Here is a 14,671-nt window from a genome sequence, read left to right on the forward strand (position 1 = left end):
ACGGGCCTTTCATTATCCTGAGCACGCTTTGGACCAGTCAGACCCGAAACTTACGCTAAATAGCCATTTTGCACTTCGGAAATGACAGGTTTGTTCGTTTAATATTTTTAATATAAGATATATATAGTATTAATATTGTATAACTTATTAATCACTCTTAAAATTATCTATATTTAATATAAAACTATTAGTTAAAAGGTTAATATTTTTCTTTATAATTGCTACAGAGAAAGCTGTATTATTAAAATAATTTATGTTAATTTTATTAAGATGCGTATATGGAATTACTATATCTCTACCAATTATGTTATCGCTTATAGGAAATAATGTTGCTTTCATCATATTCTTATTAAAAAGACCTACCCTAATAATATCTCCGGATTCCATTGCTTCATGGTGCTCTACTATTATGTCTAGTTTTCCTTCCACTATATTCAAGGCGTTACATGAAAATGCATATGACATTTTAGCGGGGCTGATTTGCAGGGAAGCTGGAATCTTTATCTTGGCTACAGGTGTTGAATGAATAGCCACAGAATTACTGTCCTGTGATATTGCAATGATCCATACATTGACATCTTCGCCAGCGTGGCGATACAATTTCATTGAATCCACCAAGAATATAAGATTATCATATGCTTCTAAAGTGGAAAAATGATCGTAATATAAATAATTATTGTTAGTATCTGTAATTAATAAGTATGCTTCGGAAATATCTTTATAAATAGTGCTATCGTTATTTGAGGCAAATACAGTCCTACTTTTTCCTAAGCAATCGTCAGTCAATTCATCGAGGAAAATGTTTTCATAAATACTAACGATATTAAGCTCATTATTATATTGATCTGCTACACGAATGATTGAATTTTGAGACATATTATCATCAGAATAGCTGTCATTATTATTTACATTGTATGTTATCGGAATCTTGTTTCCGGGTTTAATACTTTCTGCAGGGATAGAATCCGAAGTTAAAAGAACGACGATTTGATCGTTTACATCAGAAGAAGTGACTTCATAGGCACTTGTAACCCCTGCTGCAATATTAAGATTGATGGTGTCGCCAGCTGCCATATTCGGATAAGGCGGTATGATTACAAATACGCGAAAGTCGTCCTGAGCTTCCGCAATATAAGGTGGAAATATGCTGGGGGGGACCAGATCGGGGTTGGGTTTTACATTTGTGTTAATGGTGGAATATTCTCTATTGATGCTGGCGGTAAAATTGATTTTCATTTTTCTCTCTCCAAAATAAACTTTGCCATCTTTTTTCTAAACTATAAATTGAATTTATATCTTGAGTATAATTTGCCCTTTTTATTTCTATGTCTCGCTTTAGATTATCCAGTTCTCGAAAATCACCTGTAAAGGCTTTCAAGAGGGCTCTTGCACCAAATATTCCATGGGCCAAGGCATTCAGAATGCCGTGAGCTGATAGAGGCTCGAAGGTCATTGCCGCATCTCCGACGGCCAGCCAATCCTTGCCAGCGGTGGTTGCCAGCATCGAACCGCAGGCATTCATTCCCCGCAAACGCGACCATGATGCATCGAAACTGCAATGCCTGCGCAAATGCAGTGTTTTTTGCATGGCATTTGCGAAAAGATGCTCGTTGTGAACCAGACGTTTCGCGTTGGCAGGCGTTGTATGAAAGGCAACTACGCGGCGGTTGCCGGGCAGCGCTGCCGTATACCACCAGCCTTCGGGGACAGCTTCGATCAGGGTGCGGCTTTCAGGCGAGCGATTTGGCCCCCAGCTAAACACCGCAACCAAGGGGCTGTCTGCAACACGTTTGATTCCCAAAGATCGGGAGACCATACTTTGTCGGCCACTGGCATCGACGATCCACCGGGAATAGAACGCCTTGTCTGTGAGTTGTACTTTCCAGCCCGAATTCTCATTTCGGCGAGCATTCCTGACCTGTCCAACAAGAACATCTGCTCCTGTCGAGCGAACTGCCGCCTGCAAACATCGATCAAAGGCATTACGGTCCAGATGCCATCCGCTGCCGAACCTGTCGAGAATGAAATCTTTCTCGATCAGCCTTTCGCTCCCCCATGAAAACACATCGCCAATATACTCCAATGGTTGACTTTTCCGTGCCCAGTCGAAAAGACCGCTTCGTTTCAGCAGATGGATTCCTTGCCCGGACAGGCATTCTCCGATTTTCTGCTTCGTGCCTGGCGGCTGCCGATCAATGACCAGGACGCGCAATCCGGCCCGGGCGAGGGTGAAGCCGGCGGAGGAGCCTGCTACCCCGCCGCCAATGATGATGCAATCGTAGCTCATGGCTTTTTATCAATGCACTCGACATAGATTTTCCCGGGAATTCCCGCCAGATCCGTCGGTCCACCGGCCTGCAGAACGGTCCCCAGCTTTTCATAGTGCTGGATCATAAACTGAGCCTGTTTCTCCTCTTCCACCGTATCGCGGGAATCAGGATTGTCCGACATGTTGCGCCACCAGTTATCCCGCGTTTCGAAAGCAGTAAGCCGATCCGACTTAGATTGACTGCTGTCTTTGACCTTATTGAAATTGGCTTGTGTCAGAACCTGGTTCGGCACGCGTGCCGGCCAGTATGCAGGCGTGTAGGCACCGTATCCGCCATCGTGGTTAGCATCGTATCCGCCGCGGCAGCGCGCCGTATCGCCATGCCATGGCAGAGCCATCCAACGGGTCAGCCCGCCGGCGGGTTGGGCACCCAGCCCCTTGTCTGGAATATGCGCATCCGTGTGACCGAATGTTTCGCCCTGTGCGGGGATATATACCCCATCCGCACCAGCTTCACGAATTCTGAAGGGGGCGCGATAAAGGCCCAGATGACGCATTGGCCAGGTGACTTCGCAACCGGGATGGAAAGCGTCTGCAAGGCAGAAATGCAGTGCGGCCTTATCCAGCAGTGCAGGTTGCTCGGCCAGTGGCGCCTCATCGATCGTGGCATAGTCTGGCGGCAATGTATCGCTATCATCGACGAAATCACCCTCCAGCCACCGTTTGAACCAGGAGTAGCGGATATAGGAGAGAGCCGTCATGTCATCGGGACTATCGACATTCAGAAACGGCTTCGTGTCATCCTGGATGTCGACCGGATCTTCGCCAAAGGAATCTCCGTAAAGCAACGGCCATTTCGTCGGGTCACATTTGGGAGCAGACGGATCCTGCAAATGGTCGAATACATATTGACGGCTTGCCTTGTTTGGATCGTCGCCATGATCAGGGGCTGTACTCAACCTCTTCAGCTTCTCGATATTGAAAAAGTCGCCAGGCTTGCCGGGGCCAAACAAATCGTGAAAACCTTTGTTGACCCATGATGTTTGCGACAGACGTTGTAAAGTCGGCAAGATATGTTTGCTGAACAATATTTTTTCAGGCGCGGGGAGCATGCCGGCTTCCATATAGAGCTCTTCCAGCCGCTCATACAGCGTCGTTATGCCGATCATGTCTGGTGCAAAATTTGGTGGGGCAACAATGACCCAGGCGGAATCGACGTCGAAGGATTTTCCGTTGATCGTCACCTCGGCATGAACAGGGCCATCAGAAATATCATCATACCATTGATTGGAATTGTTGAAATTTCCGGTATTCCCCAAGAGCACGTTATGATCGGGGTCATTGGCATCTGCGGTCGTGCCGGCGGTTCCGGCTCCGCCCAACACAATGAGCCTGCCTTTCATATCTGTACGCAACTCACCCAGCGTCACTTCTATCGAGCGGAACTTTCCCTTGATCGGTGCAGATCGGGTATGGGTGCCGGATATGCTCATCGTATCTGGCGTAATGGCCAGGGATGCCCGGTCAGAATTCTCGGAGTTTCTCAATATCGAGGGCTGATTTTCCTCACTCCGGAAGAAATCCTTATCCCATGCATGATCGAATCGGAACCATTGCGCTTTTCTATTGGCAAGCGTTACTTTCCAATTGATGGTCGTGCCCGCATCTTCCGGTAGAATTTCTTTGACGACTTGCCCCTGGGCATTATAACCATAAATTCGAAAACGCGCACCTTGCCGCTTTATCTTGCCTGTACTGTCCCGAACCGTTTCATATTGCATCGGTTGTGGCGTGTCGGTCTCCGGGCCAATATAAATATCGGCATATTCGTCGTTGCCGGTAATCCATTCGCTGCCCGTCAATTCACTGTTGCCGACACGTGCAACACCGATGCCGGGGTGAATAGCAATGCGGACAATCTCGGTCTCTTGTGATGGAGTTGGTTTCACTGCAACCTGCGACCACGGAATATCCTTTTCCGGTTCGTCATATGCTGCACTGTTGAAGGCGGGCGGACGTGGAGAATTTGGCTCCCCAACAGGTTGGCCGTTCAGATCGCGGCGGGCTTTGGCGGCAAGATCGTAAGAGATTCTTCGAGCAAAGGCGATCTCTCCATAAGGCATATTGTCGGCGAGAGTTCGCCATGGATTGAAAGAGAGGGCTTCCACATAGTCATCCTGCCCCCTTTGCGTAATATCCTGCTGCGCAATTTCCAGAGTAGCAATTTTAAATATATTGTCGATGTCATTGGTGCCAAACGGCGCGACATCCGGATCGTCGCTATTGTCTTTCTCCCAATTATCCGAAGCGCTGTCTACCGACTGGTACGGGGACGTCTTGAGATGCATATAGAAGTCGAACTTATAAGCAGCTTTATTCAAATTTGCTGCGAGGTCTTTGCGCAGAAAGACCGGGTCCGATTTATCCGCTTCGGGCAGAGTTTCCTGATCCGGAGCAGGGGTCACAATATATTTACAAAACTGAAGAAGATTTTGGCTCCCATCTTTCGGCGCTCCGAGAATGAAGGGCACACAACTCCAATAGGTCTCTTTCAGGACGCTGGATGGGTCGCTCGCGATCATAGCGTTAATGATTGAAGACAGCTCTTTATTTTCCGGACGGTTTCTGAAATCAGCCAGAGTGCCATCATATTTTGCTGTCAGATAGGCTGCCATTTGCTTTGCGTCCCGAGCAAAGAAAACAGGATAGTTCTGCAAGGCAAAATCGACGGTCGTAAACTGGCTGGCGCTGTCCTGCGTGGCGGGATAATCGAGTATATTAACGCCAGGGACATTGAATAGTTTTATGCTGCAGCCGACCGTAGAATGGCGGTCGGCTTTATCAATATTGATGTCACCGCCGAAGCGAACCCAGGCATCATGGCTGCCTTCATTGGCAAATATGCCCTGTTTCAATATGGATGCTTTGTCGGATTTGTTTATTTCACTGTGCGTTACCGTAAACTTCGCGCTGGCTCCCCCATGTGTCTTGATAAAAGCGGCGCGCCGTCCGGGGACTTGTCCAGATTCGAAGTTTTTATACTGTTTTTTATAAAGAAAGCCGTCGATGATTTTTTTAAGGTCATCCTTGAGGCTGTCGCTCATACTATATGTGTGATCATTATAATTATAAGTATATCTCAGCATAATTATTACTCATTATGTGTTGAAATTACACAATTTAATAATAATTTATGCTTCCATTTGATACTGTTTATAATGTCAGGGAATGCGGGAAAAGTTTATTGAGCTAATCAATGCGAGTTTATCTGAAAGAATTATCCAGATTCTGGGTATAGTCGTCACGGTCGAGAGGCGTTTTGCCATAGCGAAGACATTCGTTCGAGCGGGGCCGAACGCCTTTCGATATTCCACGATTGCAACAAGGGTATCGGCCGCTTGATCCGTCCGGTGGACATTGCCCTTTCAGTTCATCGCCAGGCACGGCTCTTACGAACGGAATGTCAGCCCGCCAGCCTATTCGATCAACAACGCATCGTCATCGAGCGTCTGGCCGCGCACCTTGCGGAACATTTCGATCAGGTCTTCGACGCCGAGCGTCTTGCGCTTGTCGCCAGTGACATCGAGCAGGATATTGCCGCCATGCAGCATGATGGTGCGGTCGCCATAATCGAGCGCCTGCCGCATGGAATGGGTGACCATCAAAGCGGTCAGCTTGTTTTCCGCGATCAGGTTGCGGGTCAGTTCCATGACGAATTCCGCCATGCCGGGATCAAGAGCCGCCGTATGCTCGTCGAGCAGCAGCACCTCCGAACCAGCCAGCGTGGCCATGACGAGCGAAAGCGCCTGACGCTGGCCGCCGGATAAAAGCTCCATGCGGTCCTGCATGCGGTTTTCAAGGCCGAGATTGAGGCTTGCGACGCGTTCGCGGAACAATTCGCGCCGGGCAGGCGCAAGGGCTGCGCCAAGGCCGCGCCTTTTGCCGCGTGCTGCGGCAAGCGCGAGATTTTCCTCGATGGTCAGCGTTCCGCAGCTTCCGGCCAGCGGATCCTGAAATACGCGGGCAACAAGCCCTGCGCGTTCGGCGGTAGGTTTGCGGGTCACATCCTTGCCGCTGATCAGAACCTTGCCAGCGGCTGGAATGACATCGCCTGCCAGAACGCTCAGCAGCGTGGATTTGCCAGCACCATTGGAGCCGATGACGGTCACGAAGGAACCGCGATCCATCGTCAGATTGATTTTCTTGAGAACCTGCTTTTCCAGCGGCGTTCCGCGACCGAAAATAACGTCGAGATTGGATAGTTCGATCATGCCGATGCTCCTCCACGACGCAGGCGCGGCAATATCAGCGCGATGGTGACGAGAAGCGCTGTCGCGATATTGAGATCGGATGCCTGAAGCCCGACAATATCGCCGTTGGAAAGGGCAAGCTGGATCGCGATGCGATAGATGATCGAGCCCGCCACGCAGCCGATCAGGATAAGAAGGATGAGGCGAGTGCGCAGCAGCGTTTCGCCGATGATGACCGCAGCAAGGCCGACAACGATGGTGCCGACACCGGACGTCACATCGGCAAAGCCGTTGGTCTGCGCGAAGAGCGAGCCGCCGAGCGCCACCAGCGCGTTGGAGATCGCCATGCCGAGATAGATCTGCCGATCCGTCTGCACGCCCTGCGCGCGGGCCATTTTGGGGTTGGCGCCGGTGGCGCGCATGGCAAGGCCCATATCGCTTTCAAGAAAGCGCCAGACGAGGAAGACAGCGACGGCGACCAGCACGAACAGGAAAGCCGGGCGCACGTAATATTCGGGAATGCCGTGGCCATAGAAAGGCGAAAGCATCGTATCCTGATTGATGAGCGCGATATTGGGTCGGCCCATGATGCGCAGATTGACCGAGAAGAGCGCGATCATGGTGAGGATCGAGGCAAGAAGATTGAGTATTTTGAAGCGCACATTGAGCGTTGCGGTCACAAGACCTGCAAGGGCACCGGCGACCATGGCGATGCCTGCGGCAAGCCATGGATTATAGCCCGCGAGGATCAGGACGCCGGTCACAGCCGCGCCAAGCGGGAAGGAACCGTCCACGGTAAGGTCGGGAAAGTCGAGGACGCGGAACGCCAGATAGACGCCGATAGCTACGAATGAAAAGACGAGGCCCAATTCGACCGCACCCCAAAAGGCGATCTGACTCACAACGATATTCCTTGTTTTTCGTCGCGTCCGGTTGCGGCGCGCTCAATTTAACGTGACGGAATACAACCCAACTCTTTCCTCACGCAAGCATTATCGCAAAAAGCCCTGCGATAAAGAGACCCTGTGGAGCGAATACAACAATGCTTTTGCCGGAAATACCATAAGTTCAAACCTCGCGGCGGGCGCGCCACATTTCCCATGCAAAGCGCGAGCGCACGCCAATATCGAGGAATGGACGCGGGGGGAGCCTGACCGGACTGCCCAGCGAATACATATCGGCAATCAGCGGGTTGTCGATGTTGCAGGCCATGTCCGCGGCCAGCATGCCGCCGATGGTTCCCTTCGCTATCCCGACCCCGTTCTGGCAAAGCGATGTATAGACGTTCTTCGCCAGGCGGCCAAAGCCCGGCGCGCCATTGCGCGACAGGCAGATATAGCCCGTCCATGTGGATTGCATTTCCACCTGCGGCAACATGGGAAAGCGCTCATCGAAAAAGCGCTTGTGCTCGCGCTTGATCGCCAGCCTGCGTTCGTCGGACTGGCGCAGGGAAGGGCAGAAATGCACATTCTGCCGCACAAGAATGCGTCGATCCGGCGTCAGACGCATGGTAATGCCGGAAAATGAATTGGCCGGGGTCACGCCCCATGGCTCGACCTCGCCCAGCGCCCTGTATTCTTCATCCGTGAGCGGACGGCTGAGACTGGCGTGGGCGGCAAAATTCAGCAGCTTCCTTTTGAAGAAGCCGAATTGCTCGCCAAAGCTGTTGACCGTCAGGATCATCGTCGGCGCTTCGACCGATCCGCGATCCGTGGTGACCACGATGCGTTTGCCATAATCGACATTGATTGCGGGGGTATTTTCATAGAGCGTGACGTTTTCGGGCAGGCTGTCGGCAAGTCCGCGCACCAGCGCCGCAGGATTAAGCAGGATCGTGCCGTAAGTATAGATCGCCGCCTTGTAATGGCTCGTGCCCAGCCGCCGGGCCAGCTCGTCGCTTTCATACCAGTCGAACGGTTCTTCAAGCCGCTCCATTTCCTTGATGGTCGGCTCCAGCACTTCACGGATACCCAGATCGGTGACGGCGGCGTGAAACTTTCCCTGCCTGCTCCACTGGCAGGCAATGGCATGGCGATCGACCTGTTGGCGGAGGTAATCGATGCCCGCTCGGGCAAGCTTGCGATAGCCATGCGATTTTGCCAGCTCTTCCAGCGACGCGGTGACATTGTGCGGCAGATCAATGGCAAAGCCTGCATTGCGGCCCGATGTGCCTTCTCCAGCCTGTTGGGCGTCCAAAAGCACGATATGATCGCCGGGGCGGTTTTCGGCCAGCCGGCGTGCTGCGGCAAGGCCCGCATAGCCCGCGCCGATCACCACCCAGTCGGCCTTGATATGGGCTGACAGCGCTGGTTTGGGCGTGCGCTGCGGCAGGATATGACTCCAGCCATTGGTGTTGTCGTCTGCGGGCAGAATGCGGATTCTGGTCATGCTCGATCTGCTTTGTTCAAATTGAAAAGAGCGGGGTCCAAATTGAAAAGGGCGGGAATTTACCCCCGCCCTGTCATTTCGATTGCAATCGGCGATCAGTCGATCTTGCTGGTGGCGCGATCGATGACGGCTTGCGGGAATTCAATTCCCATCTTCCTGGCAGCGCCCAGATTGATGACGAGATCGGTTCCCTTGGCCACTTCAACCGGAATATCGCCGGGCTTTTCGCCATTGAGAATTTTGACCACCACGTCGCCGGTCTGCTTGCCGACATCATAATAGTTGAAGCCAAGGGCTGCGGCTGCGCCGCGCTTGACGGAATCTGTATCTGCGGTGAAGAGCGGCAGCTTGCTTTCCTCGGCAACGCCCACGGCACTTTCAAGCGCGGAAACGATGGTGTTGTCGGTCGGCACATACATGGCATCCGCACGGCCTACGAGGGCGCGCGCGGCACCCTGAACTTCCGCCGATTTGGTGGCGGCGGATTCGACGATCTCAATGCCCTCGGCCGAAGCGGCTTCCTTGAGCGCTGCCAGAAGCGAGACCGAATTGGTTTCACCGGAATTATAGAGATAGCCAAGCTTCTTGATGTCCGGCATCACTTCCTTGATGAGCTTGATATGTTCGGCGACCGGCGACATGTCGGAAAGGCCGGTGACATTGCCGCCGGGGTTTTCCATGCTCTTGACGAGTTGCGCGCCGACCGGATCGGAAACAGCGGTGAAGACGATCGGAATATCGCGGGTGGCGGAAACGACCGCCTGCGCGGAAGGCGTCGAGATCGGCACGATTACGTCCGGGCTGTCGCCCACGAACTGGCGGGCGATCTGGGCTGCGGTCGCCGGGTTGCCCTGTGCGGACTGATAGACGAATTTCAGGTTTTCACCTTCCTTGAAGCCAGCCTCGGCCAGCGTATCCTTTACGCCGTCACGCGCTGCATCAAGCGCCGGGTGTTCAACGATGGCTGTAACCATGACGGTTACGTCCTTGGCATGCGCCGATGTGGCGATGGCCGTTGCGGCCAGCAAGGCCAGAAGCATGGAACGCATGAAGATCTCCCCTGTTTTGATGCGTCTGTCGTCGGCATATCCCCATATCCAATAAGCCGGAGCCAAGGTTATCCGCCTGTTTCGAGGCTTAATCTTGTCCGGATAGGCTGTCAACGTGTCGCGTTCGTCCCCCCAATCCCTTGCCAGCGAAAAACCTTGCCCGGTTGCATTCGATGAACAGAGTGTTCAGCGCACTTTCAAACCCTTTCCTGTGCCGCCATATTCTGCGAGAACGCCTCTACAGGCCCATATTCAAGGAACTTCACCATGAAGAAGATCGGCTTTCTTTCATTCGGCCATTGGTCGCCGTCTCCGCAATCGGGCACCCGCTCCGCAAGCGACACGCTGTTGCAATCGATAGATCTGGCTGTCGCCGCCGAGGAACTTGGCGCGGACGGGGCCTATTTCCGGGTGCATCATTTTGCCCGCCAGCTTGCTTCGCCGTTTCCGCTTCTTGCGGCTATCGGCGCAAGGACCAGCAAGATCGAGATCGGCACCGCCGTCATCGATATGCGTTATGAAAACCCGCTTTATATGGCCGAAGATGCCGGTGCCGCCGACCTGATTTCCGGCGGGCGCCTGCAACTTGGCCTCAGCCGCGGTTCGCCCGAGCAGGTCATCGATGGCTGGCGCTATTTCGGCTATGCGCCGCAAGAGGGGCAGAGCGATGCCGATATGGGCCGCAAGCATGGCGAGGTCTTTCTTGAAACATTGCGCGGCAAAGGCTTTGCGCAGCCCAATCCGCGCCCGATGTTTCCCAATCCGCCCGGCTTGCTGCGCCTTGAGCCTTATTCGGAAGGATTGCGCGAGCGCATCTGGTGGGGTGCGGGGTCCAACGCCACGGCGCGATGGGCGGCGAAGCTTGGTATGAACCTGCAAAGTTCAACGCTCAAGGATGATGAAACCGGCGAGCCGTTCCATGTGCAGCAGGCAGCGCAGATCCGCGCCTATCGCGAAGCATGGAAGGAAGCGGGCCATACGCGCACGCCGCGCGTTTCGGTCAGCCGCAGCATCTTTGCGCTGGTCGATGACCGTGATCGCGCCTATTTTGGCGGCGGCTCCAAGGAGCAGGATTCCGTTGGTTATATCGACGAGAATACGCGCGCGATTTTCGGGCGTTCCTATGCCGCCGAACCGGACCAGCTCATCAAGGAACTGGCGCAGGATGAAGCCGTCGCTGAAGCGGATACGCTGCTGCTGACGGTCCCCAACCAGTTGGGCGTCGATTACAATGCCCATGTCATTGAATCGATCTTAAAGCATGTCGCGCCAGCGCTGGGCTGGCGCTGACGGTTTAATCCTGTTCTACGCCATGGATTGCCATCAGATGCTTCATGCGTCTGGTGGCAAGTTCCGGCCTGTCGAGGACATTGGCCTGATCGGCGAGGCGGAAAATATCCGCATAATGCAGCATGCCGCGCGCCGATTGCATCCCGCCCGGCATGGTGAAATGGCTTTGATGGCCGTTGAGCCAGGCCAGAAACACCACGCCTGCCTTGTAATATTGGGTCGGCGCTTCGAAAATCTTGCGCGATAGCGGCACTGTCGGCTCGATGATGGTGCGGAAGCGCTCATTATCGCCCTTGGCAAGTGCTGCGAGAGCGCTGGATGCTTGCGGGGCGACCGCATCGAAAATGCCCAGAAGTGCGTGGCTGTGCCGCTTGCCATCGCCCTCGATCAGCGGCGCATAGTTGAAATCATCACCCGTGAAACACAAAACGCTGTCCGGCAGGCGATCACGCAGCGCGATTTCATAGCGCTCTTCGAGCAGCGAAATTTTTATCCCCTCAACCTTGTCGCGGTTGTCCTCGATGATGGCGATGACTGTTTCAAGCGCATCCTCGAATTTTTCCGATCCCCAATAGCCGCGCAATTGCGGGTCGAACATGTCGCCAAGCCAGTGCAGAACGACCTTTTCGCGCGCATGGCTGAGGATGTGGCCATAGACCTTCGCATAATCGTCGGGCGAGCTGGCGATGCGGGCAAGGGCGCGGCTTGCCATCAGGATGAAACGTCCGCCGTGTTTTTCAACGAAACCGGCCTGTGTCTCATAGGCTTTGATGACATCATCAAGGCTTTTTGCATCCGCAGGATCGAGATGATCGGTGCCCGCGCCGCAGGCGAGATCAGCACCGGGAACGCTTTTGCTTTCGGCAAGCGAACGGCGGATGAGTTCCTGTGCGCCGCTCCAGTCCAGTCCCATGCCGCGCTGCGATGTATCCATGGCTTCGGCGATCTTGAAGCCGAGGCTCCAGAGGTGATGGCGGAAGCGGATTGTCGCGTCCCAGTCAATCGCCGGGCTGTTCCATGGCCGGTTGTCGCTTTGCGGATCGGAAACCACATGGGCCGCGGCATAGGCGATGCGGTTGAATTGCGGAACCGTGCGGGGACGTTCGGTCGGAATGCCGGTGAGGCGGTAAGATTTCGCGCTGCCATCGGCCTCGGGCAAAATCAGCATGGAATTGGATAATGCGCTCATGGTGTTCCTCCGCTTCATGATTGTCGATTTAATTTAGAACGTTCCAAATGGCAAGTAAAAGCAGAAAAATCATGCAAAAATTGCGAAAACCGATGCAAAGGTAGTGCTGTTTTGGTGCGATTTAGCATAAAACAGGGTGCAATTTTCTGACTATTGACAAATTTGGAACGTTCCAATTAAATTGCAGCAGTCGGGAGAAGTGGATGAGCAGGGACCGGATCACGGTGATCGATATTGCGCAGGAGGCAGGCGTGTCGAAATCGACCGTCTCACTGGTGCTGCGCGGCAGTCCGCTGGTCCATGCCGAAACCCGCGAGCGGGTGCAGCAGGCAATCGAAAAACTCGGCTATGTCTATAATCGCTCGGCGGCCAATCTGCGTCAGTCCAATTCGAAAATCATCGGCCTTGTGGTCAATGATCTTACCAACGGCTTTTTTGCCGAACTGGCGGTTGGTGTCGACCGGGTGATGCAATCGGCGGGCTATGTGCAATTTCTCGCCAATACGGCGGAAAGCATCGACCGGCAGCGCGAAGTGGTGGCCTCGATGCGTGAACATGGCATTGCCGGGCTGATCATTTCGCCCGCGCGCGGCACCGAAGCCAGCGATTTAAGACCCATGGCCAAAAGCGGCCTGCCGGTGGTGCAGATGGTGCGCGATGTGCCCGGTTCCGGCGTTTCGTCCATTGTTTCGGACAATCGCGGCGGGGTGGCGAAGGCGGTCGAGCATCTGGTCGCTTTGGGGCATCGGGCAATTGCTTTCATGGGCGGCTATGCCGATACGGCGGTGTTTGGCGAGCGCGTTGCAGGTTATCGCGCCGGGCTGGAGCAGGCGGGAATTTCCTTCAAGGATGCGTTGGTTTTCACTTCAGCGCCATCGCGCGCGGGAGGTGTCGAGGCGGTGGAGCGTATGCTGCTGGGCGGTGCGAAGCCGACAGCAACGGTGTGCTTCAATGACGCGGTGGCTTTTGGGGTTTGCGACGGCCTGCGCGCGGCAAATCTTGAGCCGGGGCGGGATTTCGGCGTGGTCGGTTTTGACGATGTGATCGAGGCCAAGACCGCTGTTCCGGCGCTGACCACCATATCGGTCGATCCGCAGGGCATGGGCGAACGCGCCGCGCATCTTTTATTGAAGCAGATCAATTCAGAACGGGTGGAGGCGGAGGCGCAGCGCCTGGCGGTGCGCCTCGTGGTGCGCGCAAGTTGCGGCGCGCCGTTAAAACAGGAGGTTTTGGCATGACCAGATGGGGTTTGATCGGCGCAAGCACGATTGCAAAGGAATGGGTTATCGGCGCAATCCGCGCGGCGGGCGGCGAGGTGGTATCGCTCTATAGCACCAATGCCGAACGCGGCGAAAAATACGCGCAGGAAAATGGCATTGCGCGTTCGGTGACAAGCCTCGATGCGCTGCTGGCAGACCCGGAAATCGATGCCGTCTATATTTCCACCACCAATGAATTGCATCGCGATCAACTGATCGCGGCGGCAAAGGCTGGCAAGCATATTCTCTGCGAAAAGCCGCTGGCGCTGACGCTTGATGATGCGAAAGCCATGCTTGAAGCGGTGCGCGAGGCAGGTGTGGTCGCTGCCACCAATCATCATCTGCGCAATGCCGCAAGCCACCGCGCCATGCGCGATGCCATAGCCAAGGGCAGGATCGGCAAGGTGCTGGGCGCGCGGGTTTTCCATGCGGTCTATCTGCCGCCGCACTTGCAGGGCTGGCGCCTCGAGCGGGTTGATGCGGGCGGCGGCGTAATCCTCGATATTACCGTGCATGATGCCGACACGCTGCGCTTCGTGCTCGGCGAAAACCCGGTCGAGGCAGTGGCTTTCAGCCAGCAGGGCGGCTTGAGCGGCGAGGGGCTGGAAGATGGCGTGATGGGTGTTCTGCGCTTTCCATCCGGCGCGATTGCGCAGTTTCATGATGGCTTTACGACGAAATATGCGCAAACCGGCTTTGAGGTGCATGGCAGCGAAGGCTCGCTGATTGCGCGCGATGTGATGACGCAAAGGCCGGTCGGAAGCGTGATCCTGCGCGATCAAGACGGTGAGTATGAATTGCCGCTCGACCAGCACAATCTTTATGAAAAAACCTTGCGGGCTTTCCATGATGCGATTGCCGGCAAGGGCCAGCCATCGGCAACGCTTGAAGACGGCATCTGGTCGCTTGCGACCGGGCTTGCCGTGCTGGAAGCCGCAAAAAGCGGCAAGGCGACCCCGATCAATCCAGGAATCTGA

The 14,671-nt window shown here is 54.3% G+C and carries 11 protein-coding genes; 3 read left to right on the forward strand and 8 right to left on the reverse strand.

From position 1 onward, the window contains the following. Positions 1 to 147: 147 nt before the first annotated feature. From DKP76_RS03270 to DKP76_RS03300, 7 genes are all read right to left on the reverse strand, one after another. Positions 148 to 1,236 carry a hypothetical protein gene (locus tag DKP76_RS03270; RefSeq protein WP_109704964.1) on the reverse strand — a complete coding sequence of 363 codons (1,089 nt, stop codon included), beginning with the start codon at positions 1,234 to 1,236 and terminating at the stop codon, positions 148 to 150. Continuing rightward, positions 1,205 to 2,287, reverse strand: a complete 1,083-nt coding sequence (locus DKP76_RS03275) for an NAD(P)/FAD-dependent oxidoreductase (RefSeq protein ID WP_109704965.1) — start codon at positions 2,285 to 2,287, stop codon at positions 1,205 to 1,207. Before DKP76_RS03275 ends, DKP76_RS03270 begins: the two co-directional genes overlap by 32 nt. After that, the gene (locus DKP76_RS03280) at positions 2,284 to 5,373 is read right to left on the reverse strand and encodes a LodA/GoxA family CTQ-dependent oxidase (RefSeq protein ID WP_109704966.1); all 3,090 of its coding nucleotides are present in this window, start codon (positions 5,371 to 5,373) and stop codon (positions 2,284 to 2,286) included. The genes DKP76_RS03275 and DKP76_RS03280 overlap by 4 nt, the downstream gene beginning before the upstream one ends. 372 nt (positions 5,374 to 5,745) lie before the next feature. Continuing rightward, positions 5,746 to 6,540: an ABC transporter ATP-binding protein gene (locus DKP76_RS03285; RefSeq protein WP_109704967.1), complete on the reverse strand. Its 795-nt coding sequence runs from the start codon at positions 6,538 to 6,540 to the stop codon at positions 5,746 to 5,748. Further along, positions 6,537 to 7,421 (reverse strand): ABC transporter permease, encoded by an 885-nt coding sequence (locus tag DKP76_RS03290; protein ID WP_109704968.1) that lies wholly within the window; start codon positions 7,419 to 7,421, stop codon positions 6,537 to 6,539. The genes DKP76_RS03285 and DKP76_RS03290 overlap by 4 nt, the downstream gene beginning before the upstream one ends. 166 nt (positions 7,422 to 7,587) lie before the next feature. Next, positions 7,588 to 8,907, reverse strand: a complete 1,320-nt coding sequence (locus tag DKP76_RS03295) for an NAD(P)/FAD-dependent oxidoreductase (protein ID WP_109704969.1) — start codon at positions 8,905 to 8,907, stop codon at positions 7,588 to 7,590. A 95-nt stretch (positions 8,908 to 9,002) separates the two neighbouring features. Then, complete coding sequence (locus DKP76_RS03300) at positions 9,003 to 9,956, reverse strand: ABC transporter substrate-binding protein (RefSeq protein ID WP_109704970.1); 954 nt, start codon at positions 9,954 to 9,956, stop codon at positions 9,003 to 9,005. A gap of 267 nt (positions 9,957 to 10,223) precedes the next feature. Here DKP76_RS03300 and DKP76_RS03305 point away from each other — a divergent pair, with 267 nt between their 5' ends. Further along, positions 10,224 to 11,246 carry an LLM class flavin-dependent oxidoreductase gene (locus DKP76_RS03305; RefSeq protein WP_109704971.1) on the forward strand — a complete coding sequence of 341 codons (1,023 nt, stop codon included), beginning with the start codon at positions 10,224 to 10,226 and terminating at the stop codon, positions 11,244 to 11,246. A 4-nt stretch (positions 11,247 to 11,250) separates the two neighbouring features. Here DKP76_RS03305 and DKP76_RS03310 read toward each other — a convergent pair whose 3' ends face one another. Continuing rightward, positions 11,251 to 12,414: a dihydrodipicolinate synthase family protein gene (locus tag DKP76_RS03310; protein ID WP_425349362.1), complete on the reverse strand. Its 1,164-nt coding sequence runs from the start codon at positions 12,412 to 12,414 to the stop codon at positions 11,251 to 11,253. 224 nt (positions 12,415 to 12,638) lie between these two features. Between DKP76_RS03310 and DKP76_RS03315 the strand changes: the two genes are divergently transcribed. Both DKP76_RS03315 and DKP76_RS03320 read left to right on the forward strand, forming a co-directional pair. Then, complete coding sequence (locus DKP76_RS03315) at positions 12,639 to 13,673, forward strand: LacI family DNA-binding transcriptional regulator (protein ID WP_109704973.1); 1,035 nt, start codon at positions 12,639 to 12,641, stop codon at positions 13,671 to 13,673. Continuing rightward, positions 13,670 to 14,671, forward strand: a complete 1,002-nt coding sequence (locus DKP76_RS03320) for a Gfo/Idh/MocA family protein (protein ID WP_109704974.1) — start codon at positions 13,670 to 13,672, stop codon at positions 14,669 to 14,671. The genes DKP76_RS03315 and DKP76_RS03320 overlap by 4 nt, the downstream gene beginning before the upstream one ends.

This window comes from Falsochrobactrum shanghaiense, from assembly GCF_003149535.1.
GTDB classification, from domain to species: Bacteria; Pseudomonadota; Alphaproteobacteria; order Rhizobiales; family Rhizobiaceae; genus Brucella; species Brucella shanghaiense.